Below are 14,409 nucleotides of genomic sequence, written 5' to 3'. Positions count from 1 at the left end.
GAACGGCACCAATCCGGAGATCGTCGAGAACGCGAACCGCGAATTGATGGCGCAGGTCGACGCCTATATCCCGCAGCCCGAGCGTCCGGTCGATCTTCCCTTCCTGATGCCGATCGAGGACGTGTTCTCGATCTCGGGCCGCGGCACGGTGTGCACGGGCCGCGTCGAGCGCGGCATCGTCAAGGTCGGCGAGGAAGTCGAGATCGTGGGCATGAAAGCCACCCTCAAGACCACCTGCACCGGCGTCGAGATGTTCCGCAAGCTGCTCGACCAGGGCCAGGCGGGCGACAACGTGGGCGTGCTGCTGCGGGGCACCAAGCGCGAGGAGGTCGAGCGCGGCCAGGTTCTTTGCAAGCCGGGTTCGGTCAAGCCGCACACCAAGTTCAAGGCCGAAGCCTACATTCTGACCAAGGAGGAGGGCGGTCGCCACACCCCGTTCTTCACCAACTACCGGCCGCAGTTCTACTTCCGCACCACCGACGTGACCGGTGTTGTCCATCTGCCCGAAGGCACCGAAATGGTGATGCCGGGCGACAACATCGCGATGGAAGTGCACCTGATCGTGCCGATCGCGATGGAAGAAAAGCTGCGCTTCGCGATCCGCGAAGGTGGCCGCACCGTCGGTGCCGGCGTCGTCGCAAGCATCATCGAGTAGGCGAACAGGGAATGGCGAGCGGCGGATGATCATCCGCTGTTCGCTTCCCACCATCGCAAAGAAGACGACAAAGAAAGACATCGGCAATGAACGGCCAGAATATCCGCATCCGTCTCAAGGCGTTCGACCATCGAATTCTCGATTCGTCGACGCGTGAGATCGTGAACACGGCGAAACGGACCGGTGCACAGGTTCGCGGACCCATTCCGCTGCCCACCCGCATCGAGAAGTTCACCGTCAACCGTTCGCCGCACGTCGACAAGAAGAGCCGTGAGCAATTCGAGATGCGCACGCACAAGCGTCTTCTCGACATTGTCGATCCGACCCCGCAGACCGTCGATGCCTTGATGAAGCTCGACCTGGCCGCCGGTGTCGACGTCGAAATCAAGCTCTGATTTTTTAGATCCCGTCCGAAGTTAGCGGACAGAAAGAACAGGAAGCACGCCGATGCGCTCCGGAGTGATCGCACAAAAGGTCGGAATGACGCGGGTCTTTACGGAGACCGGCGAACATATCCCCGTGACCGTGCTGAAGCTGGGCAATTGCCAGGTTTTGGGTCACCGCACGACCGAAAAGAACGGTTATGTCGCGCTGCAGCTCGGCTCGGGCACCCGCAAGACCGTGTATCTGCCGAAGGCGGAACGCGGCCAGTTCGCGGTCGCCAAGGTCGAGCCCAAGCGCAAGGTCACCGAGTTCCGCGTGTCGGAAGACGCGCTGATCCCGGTCGGCGCCGAAATTCAGGCGGACCATTTCGTGGTCGGCCAGTTCGTCGACGTCACCGGCACCTCGGTCGGCAAGGGTTTTGCCGGCGGTATCAAGCGCTGGAATTTCGGCGGCTTGCGCGCCACCCACGGTGTCTCGGTCTCTCATCGTTCGATCGGTTCGACCGGCGGACGTCAGGATCCCGGCAAGACGTTCAAGAACAAGAAGATGCCCGGTCACATGGGTGTCGATCGTATCACCACGCTTAATCTGCGCGTCGTGCAGACCGACGTGGCGCGCGGCCTGATCCTCGTCGAAGGCGCCGTTCCCGGCTCCAAGGGCGGCTGGATCGCGGTACGCGATGCCGTGAAGAAGGCGTTGCCGAAAGACGCGCCGAAGCCGGGCAAGTTCCGCCTGGCCGACGGTGGCGGCGAACAGGCTCCCGCAGCCGAAGCGCCGGCCGAGCAGGAGGGCGTGTGAGATGGAATTGAAAGTCACAACGCTTGAAGGCAAGGCGGCTGGTTCGGTTCAGCTGTCGGATGCCATTTTCGGCCTCGAGCCGCGCAAGGACATCATCCAGCGCTGCGTCAACTGGCAGCTCGCCAAGCGTCAGGCCGGCACCCACAAGACGCAAGGTCGCGCCGACGTCTGGCGCACCGGCAAGAAGATGTACAAGCAGAAGGGCACCGGCGGTGCGCGTCACGGCTCGGCCCGGGTGCCGCAGTTCCGCGGCGGTGGCCGCGCGTTCGGTCCGGTGGTCCGCTCGCACGCCTTCGATCTGCCGAAGAAGGTTCGCGCTTTGGCGCTGCGCCATGCGCTGTCCGCCAAGGTCAAGGACGGCGGCCTGATCGTGATCGAGTCGGCGGTGCTGGAAGCTGCCAAGACCAAGGCGCTGGTCGGACATTTCTCCGGTCTCGGCCTCACCAACGCGCTGATCATCGACGGCGCCGAGGTTCACAACGGTTTCGCCGCGGCGGCCCGCAACATTCCGAACATCGACGTGCTGCCGATCCAGGGCATCAACGTCTATGACATTCTGCGACGCCACAAGCTGGTTCTGACCAAGGCGGCGCTCGATGCGTTGGAGGCGCGCTTCAAATGAAGAATATCGATCCGCGCCATTACGACATCATCGTTTCCCCGGTCGTGACCGAAAAGGCGACGATGGCGTCCGAGCACAACAAGGTTGTGTTCAAGGTCGCCAGCAAGGCGACCAAGCCGCAAATCAAGGAAGCCGTCGAGAAGCTGTTCGACGTCAAGGTCAAGAGCGTGAATACGCTGGTGCGCAAGGGCAAGACCAAGGTCTTCCGTGGCACCTTCGGTTCGCAGTCGGACGTGAAGCGTGCGATCGTGACCCTTGAAGAGGGCCACCGCATCGACGTTACCACCGGTCTATAAGGCGATACGACGATGGCATTGAAAAAATACAATCCGACGACACCGGGCCAGCGCCAGCTGGTGCTGGTCGATCGTTCGGCGCTCTACAAGGGCAAGCCGGTAAAGGCGCTGACCGAGGGCAAGCATTCCTCGGGCGGCCGCAACAACACCGGTCGCATGGTCGTGCGTTTTCGCGGCGGCGGTCACAAGCAGACCTACCGCATCGTCGACTTCAAGCGCACCAAGGTCGACATGCCCGCGACCGTCGAGCGGCTGGAATACGATCCGAACCGCACCGCGTTCATCGCGCTGATCAAGTATACCGACGGCACCCAGGCCTACATCCTCGCCCCGCAGCGTCTCGCGGTCGGCGACACCGTGGTCGCCGGCAACTATGTCGACGTGAAGCCGGGCAATGTCATGCCGCTCGGCAACATGCCGATCGGCACCATCGTGCACAATGTCGAACTGAAGATCGGCAAGGGTGGCCAGATTGCACGTTCGGCCGGCACCTACGCCCAGCTGGTCGGCCGCGACCACGACTACGTCATCGTCCGCCTCAATTCGGGCGAACAGCGCCTGGTCCACGGCCGCTGCACCGGCACCATCGGCGCGGTGTCGAACCCCGACCACATGAACATCTCGATCGGCAAGGCCGGTCGTAACCGCTGGCTCGGCCGCAAGCCGCATAACCGCGGCGTCTCCATGAACCCGGTCGACCATCCGCACGGCGGCGGCGAAGGCCGCACCTCGGGCGGCCGCCACCCGGTGACGCCGTGGGGCAAGCCGACCAAGGGCAAGAAGACCCGCTCGAACAAGTCGACCAATCGATTCATTCTCATCAGCCGCCACAAGCGGAAGAAGTAAGGAACGCCGGACATGGTTCGTTCAGTCTGGAAAGGCCCGTTCGTCGAAGGCTCTCTGCTCAAGAAGGCAGATGCCGCGCGAGCGTCCGGCCGTCATGACGTGATCAAGATCTGGAGCCGCCGCTCGACCATCCTGCCGCAGTTCGTCGGCCTGGTTTTCGGCGTCTACAACGGCCAGAAGCATGTGCCGGTATCGGTTAACGAGGAAATGGTGGGCCACAAGTTCGGCGAGTTCTCGCCGACCCGGACCTTCCACGGCCATTCTGGCGACAAGAAAGCCAAGAAGGCTTGAGGACTGAGCGATGAGCAAACCTAAGCGCGAACGGAGCCTCCCGGACAACGAGGCCAAGGCGATCGCCCGAATGCTGCGGGTGAGCCCGCAGAAGCTTAACCTTGTCGCGCAACTGATCCGCGGCAGGAAGGCTTCGGCGGCGCTCGCCGACCTGCAGTTCTCGCGGAAGCGGATCGCGGTCGACGTCAAGAAGTGCCTGGAATCGGCGATCGCAAACGCCGAGAACAATCACGATCTCGAGGTCGACGATCTGATCGTCGCCGAGGCGCATGTCGGCAACGGCATCGTCATGAAGCGTTTCGCACCGCGCGGCCGTGGCCGTTCGGGCCGTATTTTCAAACCGTTCTCGCAGCTGACGATCGTCGTTCGTCAGGTCGAGGCCGAGGCTAGCGCTTAAAAGCGGGCGCAGGAGAGAACGATGGGTCAAAAAATCAATCCAATCGGACTTCGTCTCGGCATCAACCGGACGTGGGATTCCCGTTGGTTCGCCGGCAAGAACGAATACGGCAAGCTGCTGCACGAGGATGTCAAGATCCGCGAGATCCTGCACAAGGAGCTCAAGCAGGCGGCCGTCGCCCGGATTGTGATCGAGCGCCCGCACAAGAAGTGCCGCGTGACGATCCACTCGGCGCGTCCCGGCGTTGTGATCGGCAAGAAGGGCGCCGACATCGACAAGCTGCGCAAGCGGGTTGCCGACATCACCGCTTCCGACGTCGTCATCAACATCGTCGAAATCCGCAAGCCGGAACTCGATGCCACCCTGGTTGCCGAATCGATCGCCCAGCAGCTCGAGCGCCGCGTCGCGTTCCGTCGCGCCATGAAGCGTGCCGTGCAGTCGGCGATGCGCCTCGGTGCCGAGGGCATTCGTATCAACTGCTCGGGCCGTCTCGGCGGCGCCGAAATCGCCCGCATGGAATGGTATCGCGAGGGCCGGGTGCCGCTGCACACGCTGCGCGCCGACATCGACTACGGCGTCGCGACCGCATTCACCACGTTCGGCACCTGCGGCGTCAAGGTCTGGATCTTCAAGGGCGAAATCCTTGAGCACGACCCGATGGCCCAGGACAAGAAAATGGCCGAGGGCGACAATTCGCGGCCGCGTCGCGACGCTGCTTGAGCGCAATAGAGAAGGTTTGAGGGCGTAAGCCATGATGCAACCAAAGAAGACGAAGTTCCGGAAGGCGCATAAGGGCCGTATCCACGGCGTTGCGACCTCTGGCGCGACGTTGTCGTTCGGCCAGTTCGGCCTGAAGGCGATGGCGCCCGAGCGCATCACCGCCCGCCAGATCGAAGCCGCGCGCCGCGCGCTGACCCGTCACATGAAGCGTGCGGGCCGGGTCTGGATCCGCATCTTCCCGGACGTGCCGGTGTCGAAGAAGCCCGCCGAAGTCCGCATGGGCTCCGGCAAGGGTACCCCGGAATTGTGGGTCGCGAGGGTGAAGCCCGGTCGGCTGATTTTCGAGATCGACGGCGTCACCATCCAGACCGCGAAAGAAGCGCTGTCGCTGGCTGCCGCCAAACTGCCGATCAAGACGCGCTTCGTTGCGCGCATTGCGGAATAGGATGTGATCATGGCCGAGATGAAAACCGCCGATGTTCGTGCGATGAGCCCCGATCAGATGGACGACGCCGTCCTCAATCTGAAGAAGGAGCGCTTCAACCTGCGCTTCCAGCGCGCCACCGGGCAGCTGGAGAACACTTCGCGGCTGCGTGAAGCCCGCCGCGACATCGCCCGTATCAAGACCATCGCCGCGCAGAAGCGCGACGCGAAGAAGTAAGGGGCCGACATGCCGAAACGTACGCTTCAAGGTGTGGTCGTCAGCGACAAGCAAGCCAAGACGGTTGTGGTGCGCGTCGATCGGCGCTTTACCCATCCGATCTACAAGAAGACGATTCGCCGTTCGAAAAACTACCACGCGCACGACGAGAACAACGAGTTCAAGCCGGGCGACCAGGTGTGGATCGAGGAAAGCAAGCCGATCTCGAAGTTGAAGCGCTGGACTGTGGTCCGGGGTGAACAGAAGAAAACGGCCTGAGTTCAGCGGCTTAGCCGCAAGACTTCAGGAAAATTTTAAGCGCGGATAAGCGCATCAGAAAGAGGACGAGGTGCATCAATGATTCAGATGCAGACCAACCTCGACGTGGCCGATAATTCAGGCGCACGCCGTGTCATGTGCATCAAGGTGATTGGGGGCTCCAAGCGCCGCTATGCCACCGTGGGTGACGTTATTGTCGTGTCGATCAAGGAAGCGATTCCGCGCGGCAAGGTGAAGAAGGGCGACGTGATGAAGGCTGTCGTGGTGCGGGTCCGCAAGGACATCCGCCGCGCCGATGGCTCCGTCATCCGCTTCGACCGCAACGCCGCCGTGCTGATCAACAATCAGTCCGAGCCGGTCGGCACCCGCATCTTCGGGCCGGTGCCGCGCGAGCTGCGCGCCAAGAATCACATGAAGATCATTTCTCTCGCGCCGGAGGTGCTGTGATGGCTGCCAAGATCCGGAAGGGCGACAAGGTCATCGTGCTGAGCGGCCGCGACAAGGGTCGCACCGGCGAGGTGTTCGAGGTGCGTCCCGACGCCAACAAGGCGCTGGTGCGTGGCGTCAACATGATCAAGCGTCACCAGAAGCAGACCCAGGCCCAGGAGGGCGGCATCATCCAGAAGGAGTCGCCGATCCACCTGTCCAACATCGCGATTGTCGGCAAGGACGGCAAGCCGACCCGCGTGGGCTTCAAGATTCAGGCCGATGGCAAGAAGGTACGTATTGCCAAGAGCTCAGGAGCAGAGATCGATGGCTGAGACCGCTTACGTTCCGCGTTTACGCGAACAGTTCGACAAGGAAATCCGCGGCAAGCTGACCGAGCAGTTCGGCTATGCCAACGTCATGCAGGTGCCGCGCCTGGACAAGGTCGTGCTCAACATGGGCATCGGCGAGGCGGTCAACGACCGCAAGAAGGCCGAGTTGGCAGCTGCCGATCTCGCGCTGATCGCCGGCCAGAAGCCGATCGTGACCTATTCGCGCGTCGCCATCGCGACCTTCAAGCTGCGTGAAAACCAGCCGATCGGCGCCAAGGTCACGCTGCGCAAGGCCAAGATGTACGAGTTCATCGACCGCCTGATCAACGTGGCCCTGCCGCGCGTGCGGGATTTCCGTGGCCTCAACCCGAAGAGCTTCGACGGCCGCGGCAACTACTCGCTCGGCATCAAGGAGCACATCATTTTCCCCGAAATCGACTTCGACAAGATGGGGGAGACATGGGGCATGGACGTCACGGTGTGCACCACGGCGCCGACCGACGACGAAGCGCGTGCCTTGTTGACCGCATTCAATTTCCCGTTCCGGCAGTGAGACGCTGACAAGCCTCTCAAACGCGGAAACCCAGGAGCCAAGCATGGCAAAGAAAAGTTCGATCGAGAAGAACAACCGCCGCAAGCGGATGACCAAGAACGCAGCGCCCCGGCGCGCGAAGCTCAAGGCTATCATCGCGGACAAGAAGAAGCCGATGGAAGAGCGCTTCGCAGCGACGCTGAAGCTCGCCGAGATGCCGCGCAATTCGTCGGCGACCCGGATCCGCAATCGCTGCGAAATGACCGGCCGTCCGCGTTCGGTCTATCGCAAGAACAAGCTCAGCCGCATCGCGCTGCGTGAACTCGGGTCCAAGGGCCTGGTTCCCGGGCTCGTGAAGTCGAGCTGGTAAGGGGGTCGGAACATGTCAACGCACGATCCGATCAGCGATCTCATCACCCGCATCCGCAACGCACAGATGCGCGCCAAGCCCAAGGTCTCGACCCCGGGCTCGAAGATGCGCGCCAACGTGCTCGAGGTCCTCAAGAGCGAGGGCTACATCCGCGGCTACGCCAGCGTCGAGCACGCGTCCGGCCGCAGCGAGCTCGAGATCGAGCTGAAATATTTCGATGGCGAGCCGGTCATTCGCGAGATCGAGCGGGTATCGAAGCCGGGGCGTCGGGTTTATGCCTCGGTCAAGAACCTGCCGCGCGTCAACAACGGTCTCGGCATTTCCGTGTTATCGACGCCGAAGGGAATCATGGCTGACCACGAAGCGCGCGAAGCGAACGTGGGCGGCGAAATTCTCTTCACGGTGTTCTGAGGAAGGAATCACTATGTCACGTATCGGCAAGAAGCCTGTGACGGTTCCGTCGGGTGTTACCGCGACCGTCGAAGGCCAGACCGTCAAGATGAAGGGGCCGAAGGGCCAGCTTCAGTTCATCGTGCACGACGACGTCGAAGTGAAGTTCGAGAACGGCGAAGTCAAGGTCGCGCCCAGGATCAAGACCAACCGGGCGCAGGCCATGTACGGCACCGCGCGCGCCCAGGTCGCCAACCTGGTCGAGGGCGTCACCAAGGGTTTCGAGAAGAAGCTTGAGATCACCGGCGTCGGCTATCGCGCCGCGCTGCAGGGCAAGAACCTGCAGCTCGCGCTCGGATACAGCCATGACGTCGTCTATGCGATCCCGGAAGGCATTGCCATTACGGTGCCGAAGCCGACCGAGATCATCATTGCCGGCAACGATTCCCAGCGCGTCGGTCAGGTCGCCGCCGAGATTCGCAGCTATCGTCCGCCGGAGCCCTACAAGGGCAAGGGCGTGAAATATTCCAACGAGTTTATCTTCCGCAAGGAAGGCAAGAAGAAGTAACGGAGCCGGCCATGTCGAGACTCAAGATCACGAACGACCGGCGCAAGAAACGCGTGCGGTTGTCGCTGCGCCGCACCGCCAGCGGCCGTCCGCGGCTGTCGGTATTCCGCTCGTCGAAGCACATCTACGCGCAGGTCATCGACGACCTGAAGGGCGAGACGCTGGCGTCGGCGTCGTCGCTGGAGAAGGCGATGCGCGAAACGGGCAACACCGGCGCCAACATCGACGCGGCGAAGGCCGTCGGCAAGTTGCTGGCGGAACGCGCCGTCAAGAACGGCGTCACCGAAGTGGTGTTCGACCGCGGCGGGTATCTCTATCACGGTCGCGTCAAGGCGCTTGCGGATGCGGCGCGTGAAAGCGGCTTGAGCTTCTAAGTTTTGGAATTGAACGGACACAGGGCCGGGAGCGCAAGCTCCTCAAGGCAAAGTCTCTTAAGGATCGGAAAACACCATGGCAGGTGAACGCGAGCGCGGTGGCGGCCACAGGGGCGGCCGGGAAGAGCGTGACAGCGAATTCGTCGACAAGCTCGTCCACATCAATCGTGTGGCGAAGGTCGTCAAGGGCGGCAAGCGCTTCGGTTTTGCGGCGCTGGTCGTGATCGGCGACCAAAAGGGCCGGGTCGGATTCGGCCACGGCAAGGCGCGCGAAGTTCCCGAGGCGATCCGCAAGGCGACCGAGCAGGCCAAGCGCCAGCTCATCCGCGTGCCGCTGCGCGAAGCCCGCACGCTGCATCACGACGTGGTCGGCCGCCATGGCGCCGGCAAGGTGATCCTCCGCGCCGCAGTGCCGGGCACCGGCATCATCGCCGGCGGTCCGATGCGCGCCGTGTTCGAGACGCTGGGCATCAACGATATCGTCGCCAAGTCGCAGGGCACTTCGAACCCCTACAACATGGTCCGTGCCACCTTCGACGCGCTCAAGCAGGTCGACAGCCCGCGCTCCGTCGCGGCCCGCCGTGGCCTCAAGGTGTCGGAGCTCCAGGCCCGTCGCGGCCAGGAATCGGTGGAGGCGTAAATGGCTGACAAGACCGTAACCGTCGAGCAGATCGCGAGCCCCGTGCGCCGTCAGGCGGACCAGCGGGCGACCCTGATCGGGCTCGGACTCAACAAGATCCGCAAGCAGCGGACGCTCAAGGACACTCCGGAAGTGCGCGGCATGATCTACAAGATCCGCCACCTCGTCCGCGTCGTCGGCGAACAGTAAAGTTAGGACACGAGAATGGCTCGTTTGAACGAACTCCGCGACAATCCGGGCGCGAACAAGATCCGCATGCGCGTCGGCCGTGGTATCGGCTCGGGCAAGGGCAAGACCGGCGGGCGCGGCGGCAAGGGCCAGACTGCGCGTTCGGGCGTCGCCATCAACGGCTTCGAGGGCGGCCAGATGCCGCTCCACATGCGTATGCCCAAGCGCGGCTTCAACGTGCCCAACGTCAAGCACTACAACACGCTGCGCCTCGACCGCATCCAGGCCTATATCGACAGCGGCAAGCTCGATCATAAGGGCGTCATCGACGCCGAGGCCCTGATCAAGGCCGGCGTCATCCGCCGCGCCCTCGACGGCGTCCGGCTGGTGCAGGGTCCGGTCGAGTTCAAGGCCAAGAAAGTGACCTTCAACGTCTACCACGCCAGCAAGGGCGTGATCGCTGCTATTGAAGCTCTGGGCGGCAAGGTCGATATGCCCAAGGCTGAAGAAACCAAGGCTGACGCGTAAGAGCTTCGGTCCAGAGGAGCGACCATGGCGTCCGCTGCCGAGCAGCTAGCCAAGAATCTCAACTTTTCGACCTTCGCCAAGGCGAAGGTCCTGCAGCAGCGCATCTGGTTCACCCTGGCCGCGCTGCTCGTCTATCGGCTCGGCACCTACATCCCGGTGCCGGGGATCGATCCGGACGCCTATGCCGCGACCTTCGACGCTGCCAAACAAGGCATTGCCGGCATGTTCGACATGTTCGCCGGCGGCGCCGTGCAGCGCATGGCGATCTTCGCGCTCAACCTCATCCCCTACATCACCGCCTCGATCGTCGTGCAGGTCATCACGACCGCATCGCCACGCCTCGAGGCGTTGAAGAAGGAAGGCGAGAGCGGCCGCCGCAAGCTCAACCAGTACACGCGCTACCTCGCTGTCGTGTTCTGCGCCATCCAGGCCTACGGCATCGCCATCGGGCTCGAGGGCAGCCAGGGCGTCGTGCTCAATCCGGGCTGGTTCTTCCGCCTCTCGACGGTCGTGACGCTGGTCGGCGGCACCATGTTCCTGATGTGGCTGGGCGAGCAGATCACCTCGCGCGGTGTCGGCAACGGCATCTCGCTGATCATCTTCGCCGGCATCGTCGCCAACCTGCCGACGACGATCGTGCAGACCCTCGAACTCAGCCGCACCGGCGCATTGTCGCCGGCCTGGCTGTTCGGCATCGCCGCCATCGCCATCGTCGTCATCGCCATCATCGTCTTTTTCGAACGCGCCCAGCGGCGGCTTTTGATCCAGTATCCAAAGCGCCAGGTCGGCAACAAGATGTTCCAGGGCGACACCTCGCACCTGCCGCTGAAGCTCAACACTTCGGGCGTGATCCCGGTGATCTTCGGCTCGTCCCTGCTGCTGCTGCCGGCGACGATCGCCTCGTTCGCGGCGCAGGGCAACGCGCCGCAGTGGGTTTCGGTCACCGCTGCGCTGCTCGGCCGCGGCCAGCCGCTCTATCTGATCCTGTTCGCCGTCCTGATCATCTTCTTCTCGTTCTTTTATACTTCGATCGTGTTCAATCCGACCGACACGGCGGACAACCTCAAGCGCTCCGGCGGCTTCATTCCCGGCATCCGGCCGGGCGAGCGGACGGCGCAGCACATCGACTACGTGCTGTCGCGCATCACCGTGATCGGCGCGCTCTACCTGACGCTGGTGGCGCTGATCCCCGAGATGATCCACAGCCAGCTCAACGTCAGCCAGTTCATCGGCGGCACCTCGCTGCTCATCATGGTGACGGTGACACTCGACACCATCAGCCAGATCCAGAGCCATCTTATTGCCCAGCAATATGAGGGCCTGGTGAAGCGCTCGCGGCTCGGAGGGCGGAAGCGTTGAGGCTGATCCTTCTGGGACCGCCAGGCGTCGGCAAGGGCACGCAGGCCAAAATCCTCGTCGAGCAGCTCGCGATCCCGCAGCTTTCGACCGGCGACATCCTGCGCTCGGCCATTGCCGCCAAGACCCCGATGGGGCTGGCGGCCAAGGAGGTCATGGATCGAGGTGACCTCGTCTCTGACGAGATCGTGAACGGCATCGTGTCGGAGCGGATCGACCAGACGGACTGCGCCAACGGTTTCATCCTCGACGGCTTCCCCCGCACCGTCGCGCAGGCCGACGTTCTGGGGACGATGCTTGCCCAGAAGGGGCTGAAGCTCGATGCGGTGATCGAGATCACTGCCGACGCCGGCACGCTGGTGTCGCGGGTCGCCAATCGGGCCAAGGAAACCGGCGGCGCGCGCGCCGACGACAATGTCGAGGTCGTGCGCAAGCGCCTTGAAGTCTATCGCGAATTGACCGAACCCCTGGTCGCTTACTACCGCGGCAAGGGGACGCTGAAGACCGTGGACGGAATGGCCCCGGTCGAAGAGGTGACGGCGGCGATCCGCCGCGCCATCGGACGTTAGGAATCAGGCCGGCCGCCAGTTGACACTGGGGGATTCGGCCAATAGAACCGCGCCAGTCTCAAGGATCTTTTGGGCTGGATTCGGTTCCTCAGTGGGTGAGGGGTCGGAGTCCGGTCCCTTGTTGTTATGAAAACGGCCCCTACGTAAGCGGGCCGGCACGAAGGAGAGCGGACGTGGCTCGTATCGCTGGCGTCAATATTCCGACGAACAAGCGTGTGGTTATTGCCCTGCAATACATCCACGGCATCGGCGACAAGTTCGCCGAAGATATCTGCAAGAAGGTCGGGATCCCGGCGGATCGTCGCGTCAACCAGTTGACCGACGCCGAAGTGATCCAGATCCGCGAGACGATCGATCGCGACTACGTCGTGGAGGGTGACCTCCGCCGCAACGTGGCGATGAACATCAAGCGGCTCATGGACCTCGGGAACTACCGGGGCCTGCGTCACCGTCGCGGCCTGCCGGTCCGCGGCCAGCGCACGCACACCAATGCGCGCACCCGCAAGGGTCCCGCAAAGCCGATCGCCGGCAAGAAGAAGTAAGCGACCCGAGGCGACCACCGGCCGCGGGCAGGGCACTCCCTGACCGCTCCCGACGGATCGCTGATCACCTTTGATGGAGCTGCTGGCACTACGGCAGCGTCGATATCGAACTGAAGGATGAAAATTGGCTAAGCCAGAAACTGTGCGCGTCAAGCGCAAGGAACGTAAGAACATCACCTCCGGCGTCGCGCATGTGAACGCCAGCTTCAACAACACCATGGTGACCATCACCGACGTCCAGGGGAACACCATCTCCTGGTCCTCGTCGGGCGTGATGGGCTTCAAGGGATCGCGCAAGTCGACCCCGTACGCTGCCCAGGTGGCGGCGGAAGATGCGGCCAAGAAGGCCCAGGAACACGGCATGAAGACCCTCGAGGTCGAAGTCCGCGGCCCGGGCTCGGGCCGTGAATCGGCGCTTCGTGCGCTCCAGGCAGCCGGGTTCAACGTCACCTCCATCCGCGACGTGACCACGATCCCGCACAATGGCTGCCGGCCGCGCAAGCGCCGCCGCGTCTAATTGGGTTTGGCACCCTGCCGCACTCCCCCGCGGCCGGGCTGCCCTATTTTGACTTGCGGCTGAGCGGCGGGCGAGCGCCGCACATTTGAAAGGACGTTACCGTGACCATCCAGAGGAACTGGCAAGAGCTTATTAAGCCGACCAAGCTGGACTTTGTTTCGGGCAGCGACAACGCGCGCGTGGCATCGGTCGTGGCCGAGCCGCTTGAGCGCGGCTATGGACTGACCCTTGGCAACGCGCTGCGTCGCGTCTTGCTGTCGTCGCTGCAGGGCGCCGCGGTGACCGCCATCCAGATCGACGGCATCCTGCACGAATTCTCGTCGCTCCCGGGCGTGCGCGAAGACATCACCGACCTCGTACTCAACGTCAAGGAAATCGCCCTCAAGATGGGCGGCGAAGGCCCCAAGCGCCTGACGCTGAACAAACAGGGCCCGGGTGCCGTGACCGCCGGCGACATCAAGGTCACCGGCGATATCGAAGTGCTGAACCCTGATCTGGTTATCTGTCACCTTGATGACGGCGCCGAGATCAACATCGAGTTCACCGTCGATAACGGCAAGGGCTACGTCGCCGCCGACAAGAACCGCCCCGAAGACGCCCCGATCGGCTTCATCCCGGTGGATTCGCTGTTCTCGCCCGTCCGCCGCGTCTCCTACAAGGTCGACGCGACCCGCGCCGGGGAAAGCCTCGACAAGGATAAGCTGACCCTCACCGTCGAAACCAACGGCGCCATCTCGCCGGAAGACGCCGTGGCCTACGCCGCGCGCATCCTCCAGGACCAGCTCTCGGTGTTCGTCAATTTCGAAGAGCCGACCAAGGAAAAGGCCCAGGACTCCGTCCCGGAACTGGCCTTCAACCCGGCGCTGCTCAAGAAGGTCGACGAGCTCGAGCTCTCCGTCCGCTCGGCCAACTGCCTCAAGAACGACAACATCGTCTACATCGGCGATCTCATCCAGAAGACCGAAGCCGAGATGCTGCGGACCCCGAATTTCGGCCGCAAGTCGCTCAACGAGATCAAGGAAGTTCTAGCCCAGATGGGTCTCCATCTCGGCATGGATGTTCCGAACTGGCCGCCGGAGAACATCGACGATCTGGCCAAACGCTACGAAGACCATTATTAAGCGCCGGCCCGTCGAGAGACGCGCTGCCGCCAGGGAGTAAGAGATGCG

General features: G+C 63.0%; 27 protein-coding genes. All 27 read left to right on the top strand.

What is annotated here, in order from left to right:
• Positions 1–655: EF-Tu/IF-2/RF-3 family GTPase (locus Q7T45_RS01550; protein WP_304866593.1), on the top strand; the 655-nt coding region annotated here is incomplete at its 5' end.
• A gap of 86 nt (positions 656–741) precedes the next feature.
• Positions 742–1,050, top strand: a complete 309-nt coding sequence (rpsJ, locus tag Q7T45_RS01545) for a 30S ribosomal protein S10 (protein WP_011473876.1) — start codon at positions 742–744, stop codon at positions 1,048–1,050.
• A 52-nt stretch (positions 1,051–1,102) separates the two neighbouring features.
• A complete protein-coding gene (rplC, locus tag Q7T45_RS01540) occupies positions 1,103–1,837 on the top strand; it encodes a 50S ribosomal protein L3 (RefSeq protein WP_304743667.1) in 735 nt (244 codons plus the stop codon).
• Position 1,838: 1 nt separating this feature from the next.
• Positions 1,839–2,459: a 50S ribosomal protein L4 gene (rplD, locus tag Q7T45_RS01535; protein WP_304743665.1), complete on the top strand. Its 621-nt coding sequence runs from the start codon at positions 1,839–1,841 to the stop codon at positions 2,457–2,459.
• Entirely contained in the window at positions 2,456–2,755 is a 300-nt protein-coding gene (locus Q7T45_RS01530) for a 50S ribosomal protein L23 (protein ID WP_304743663.1), read from the top strand. The genes rplD and Q7T45_RS01530 overlap by 4 nt, the downstream gene beginning before the upstream one ends.
• A gap of 12 nt (positions 2,756–2,767) precedes the next feature.
• Entirely contained in the window at positions 2,768–3,601 is an 834-nt protein-coding gene (gene rplB / locus Q7T45_RS01525) for a 50S ribosomal protein L2 (RefSeq protein ID WP_304866582.1), read from the top strand.
• A 12-nt stretch (positions 3,602–3,613) separates the two neighbouring features.
• Positions 3,614–3,892, top strand: a complete 279-nt coding sequence (gene rpsS / locus Q7T45_RS01520; protein ID WP_027536815.1) for a 30S ribosomal protein S19 — start codon at positions 3,614–3,616, stop codon at positions 3,890–3,892.
• A 10-nt stretch (positions 3,893–3,902) separates the two neighbouring features.
• Positions 3,903–4,289, top strand: a complete 387-nt coding sequence (rplV, locus tag Q7T45_RS01515) for a 50S ribosomal protein L22 (protein ID WP_215606213.1) — start codon at positions 3,903–3,905, stop codon at positions 4,287–4,289.
• Positions 4,290–4,310: 21 nt separating this feature from the next.
• The gene (gene rpsC / locus Q7T45_RS01510; protein WP_304743660.1) at positions 4,311–5,009 is read left to right on the top strand and encodes a 30S ribosomal protein S3; all 699 of its coding nucleotides are present in this window, start codon (positions 4,311–4,313) and stop codon (positions 5,007–5,009) included.
• A gap of 31 nt (positions 5,010–5,040) precedes the next feature.
• The gene (gene rplP, locus Q7T45_RS01505; protein WP_304743659.1) at positions 5,041–5,454 is read left to right on the top strand and encodes a 50S ribosomal protein L16; all 414 of its coding nucleotides are present in this window, start codon (positions 5,041–5,043) and stop codon (positions 5,452–5,454) included.
• Positions 5,455–5,463: 9 nt separating this feature from the next.
• On the top strand, positions 5,464–5,670 hold the full coding sequence (gene rpmC / locus Q7T45_RS01500) for a 50S ribosomal protein L29 (RefSeq protein ID WP_304743658.1): 207 nt from the start codon (positions 5,464–5,466) through the stop codon (positions 5,668–5,670).
• Between the two features lie 9 nt (positions 5,671–5,679).
• A complete protein-coding gene (rpsQ, locus tag Q7T45_RS01495; RefSeq protein ID WP_079571012.1) occupies positions 5,680–5,928 on the top strand; it encodes a 30S ribosomal protein S17 in 249 nt (82 codons plus the stop codon).
• A gap of 78 nt (positions 5,929–6,006) precedes the next feature.
• Positions 6,007–6,375 carry a 50S ribosomal protein L14 gene (gene rplN / locus Q7T45_RS01490; RefSeq protein WP_022721902.1) on the top strand — a complete coding sequence of 123 codons (369 nt, stop codon included), beginning with the start codon at positions 6,007–6,009 and terminating at the stop codon, positions 6,373–6,375.
• Positions 6,375–6,689, top strand: a complete 315-nt coding sequence (gene rplX / locus Q7T45_RS01485) for a 50S ribosomal protein L24 (protein WP_304866531.1) — start codon at positions 6,375–6,377, stop codon at positions 6,687–6,689. Before rplN ends, rplX begins: the two co-directional genes overlap by 1 nt.
• A complete protein-coding gene (rplE, locus tag Q7T45_RS01480) occupies positions 6,682–7,239 on the top strand; it encodes a 50S ribosomal protein L5 (RefSeq protein WP_304866528.1) in 558 nt (185 codons plus the stop codon). Before rplX ends, rplE begins: the two co-directional genes overlap by 8 nt.
• Positions 7,240–7,282: 43 nt before the next feature.
• Positions 7,283–7,588: a 30S ribosomal protein S14 gene (gene rpsN / locus Q7T45_RS01475; RefSeq protein WP_291860752.1), complete on the top strand. Its 306-nt coding sequence runs from the start codon at positions 7,283–7,285 to the stop codon at positions 7,586–7,588.
• A gap of 12 nt (positions 7,589–7,600) precedes the next feature.
• Complete coding sequence (gene rpsH / locus Q7T45_RS01470) at positions 7,601–7,999, top strand: 30S ribosomal protein S8 (protein WP_291860755.1); 399 nt, start codon at positions 7,601–7,603, stop codon at positions 7,997–7,999.
• A 13-nt stretch (positions 8,000–8,012) separates the two neighbouring features.
• Entirely contained in the window at positions 8,013–8,546 is a 534-nt protein-coding gene (gene rplF, locus Q7T45_RS01465) for a 50S ribosomal protein L6 (RefSeq protein WP_304743654.1), read from the top strand.
• Positions 8,547–8,557: 11 nt separating this feature from the next.
• A complete protein-coding gene (gene rplR / locus Q7T45_RS01460) occupies positions 8,558–8,920 on the top strand; it encodes a 50S ribosomal protein L18 (RefSeq protein WP_304866520.1) in 363 nt (120 codons plus the stop codon).
• Between the two features lie 76 nt (positions 8,921–8,996).
• Entirely contained in the window at positions 8,997–9,560 is a 564-nt protein-coding gene (gene rpsE / locus Q7T45_RS01455) for a 30S ribosomal protein S5 (protein ID WP_304866516.1), read from the top strand.
• The gene (gene rpmD, locus Q7T45_RS01450; RefSeq protein ID WP_304866514.1) at positions 9,561–9,749 is read left to right on the top strand and encodes a 50S ribosomal protein L30; all 189 of its coding nucleotides are present in this window, start codon (positions 9,561–9,563) and stop codon (positions 9,747–9,749) included. It abuts the gene before it with no gap.
• A gap of 15 nt (positions 9,750–9,764) precedes the next feature.
• Positions 9,765–10,256: a 50S ribosomal protein L15 gene (gene rplO / locus Q7T45_RS01445; RefSeq protein ID WP_304866512.1), complete on the top strand. Its 492-nt coding sequence runs from the start codon at positions 9,765–9,767 to the stop codon at positions 10,254–10,256.
• Between the two features lie 24 nt (positions 10,257–10,280).
• Entirely contained in the window at positions 10,281–11,615 is a 1,335-nt protein-coding gene (secY, locus tag Q7T45_RS01440) for a preprotein translocase subunit SecY (RefSeq protein WP_304866509.1), read from the top strand.
• Positions 11,612–12,181, top strand: a complete 570-nt coding sequence (locus tag Q7T45_RS01435; RefSeq protein ID WP_304866505.1) for an adenylate kinase — start codon at positions 11,612–11,614, stop codon at positions 12,179–12,181. The genes secY and Q7T45_RS01435 overlap by 4 nt, the downstream gene beginning before the upstream one ends.
• Positions 12,182–12,354: 173 nt before the next feature.
• Complete coding sequence (gene rpsM / locus Q7T45_RS01430) at positions 12,355–12,723, top strand: 30S ribosomal protein S13 (RefSeq protein ID WP_304866502.1); 369 nt, start codon at positions 12,355–12,357, stop codon at positions 12,721–12,723.
• Positions 12,724–12,847: 124 nt separating this feature from the next.
• Positions 12,848–13,240: a 30S ribosomal protein S11 gene (gene rpsK / locus Q7T45_RS01425; RefSeq protein WP_304866498.1), complete on the top strand. Its 393-nt coding sequence runs from the start codon at positions 12,848–12,850 to the stop codon at positions 13,238–13,240.
• Positions 13,241–13,341: 101 nt separating this feature from the next.
• On the top strand, positions 13,342–14,361 hold the full coding sequence (locus Q7T45_RS01420; RefSeq protein ID WP_304866495.1) for a DNA-directed RNA polymerase subunit alpha: 1,020 nt from the start codon (positions 13,342–13,344) through the stop codon (positions 14,359–14,361).
• Positions 14,362–14,409 lie beyond the last annotated feature (48 nt).

This window comes from Bradyrhizobium sp., assembly GCF_030646015.1.
Taxonomy (GTDB): Bacteria; Pseudomonadota; Alphaproteobacteria; order Rhizobiales; family Xanthobacteraceae; genus Bradyrhizobium.
Note: the sequence above shows the minus strand (reverse complement) of the source record. Positions and strands in the feature narration are given on the sequence as shown.

Coding starts and splice junctions, on each gene's coding strand:
- rplN (WP_022721902.1), top strand. CDS start 6,007: ATGATTCAGATGCAGACCAACCTCGACGTGGCCGATAATTCAGGCGCA.
- Q7T45_RS01530 (WP_304743663.1), top strand. CDS start 2,456: ATGAAGAATATCGATCCGCGCCATTACGACATCATCGTTTCCCCGGTC.
- rplE (WP_304866528.1), top strand. CDS start 6,682: ATGGCTGAGACCGCTTACGTTCCGCGTTTACGCGAACAGTTCGACAAG.
- rpsS (WP_027536815.1), top strand. CDS start 3,614: ATGGTTCGTTCAGTCTGGAAAGGCCCGTTCGTCGAAGGCTCTCTGCTC.
- rplD (WP_304743665.1), top strand. CDS start 1,839: ATGGAATTGAAAGTCACAACGCTTGAAGGCAAGGCGGCTGGTTCGGTT.
- rpsJ (WP_011473876.1), top strand. CDS start 742: ATGAACGGCCAGAATATCCGCATCCGTCTCAAGGCGTTCGACCATCGA.
- rplP (WP_304743659.1), top strand. CDS start 5,041: ATGATGCAACCAAAGAAGACGAAGTTCCGGAAGGCGCATAAGGGCCGT.
- rplX (WP_304866531.1), top strand. CDS start 6,375: ATGGCTGCCAAGATCCGGAAGGGCGACAAGGTCATCGTGCTGAGCGGC.
- rplV (WP_215606213.1), top strand. CDS start 3,903: ATGAGCAAACCTAAGCGCGAACGGAGCCTCCCGGACAACGAGGCCAAG.
- rpsN (WP_291860752.1), top strand. CDS start 7,283: ATGGCAAAGAAAAGTTCGATCGAGAAGAACAACCGCCGCAAGCGGATG.
- rpsH (WP_291860755.1), top strand. CDS start 7,601: ATGTCAACGCACGATCCGATCAGCGATCTCATCACCCGCATCCGCAAC.
- rpmC (WP_304743658.1), top strand. CDS start 5,464: ATGGCCGAGATGAAAACCGCCGATGTTCGTGCGATGAGCCCCGATCAG.
- rplC (WP_304743667.1), top strand. CDS start 1,103: ATGCGCTCCGGAGTGATCGCACAAAAGGTCGGAATGACGCGGGTCTTT.
- rplF (WP_304743654.1), top strand. CDS start 8,013: ATGTCACGTATCGGCAAGAAGCCTGTGACGGTTCCGTCGGGTGTTACC.
- rpsC (WP_304743660.1), top strand. CDS start 4,311: ATGGGTCAAAAAATCAATCCAATCGGACTTCGTCTCGGCATCAACCGG.
- rplR (WP_304866520.1), top strand. CDS start 8,558: ATGTCGAGACTCAAGATCACGAACGACCGGCGCAAGAAACGCGTGCGG.
- secY (WP_304866509.1), top strand. CDS start 10,281: ATGGCGTCCGCTGCCGAGCAGCTAGCCAAGAATCTCAACTTTTCGACC.
- rplO (WP_304866512.1), top strand. CDS start 9,765: ATGGCTCGTTTGAACGAACTCCGCGACAATCCGGGCGCGAACAAGATC.
- rpmD (WP_304866514.1), top strand. CDS start 9,561: ATGGCTGACAAGACCGTAACCGTCGAGCAGATCGCGAGCCCCGTGCGC.
- rplB (WP_304866582.1), top strand. CDS start 2,768: ATGGCATTGAAAAAATACAATCCGACGACACCGGGCCAGCGCCAGCTG.
- rpsE (WP_304866516.1), top strand. CDS start 8,997: ATGGCAGGTGAACGCGAGCGCGGTGGCGGCCACAGGGGCGGCCGGGAA.
- rpsQ (WP_079571012.1), top strand. CDS start 5,680: ATGCCGAAACGTACGCTTCAAGGTGTGGTCGTCAGCGACAAGCAAGCC.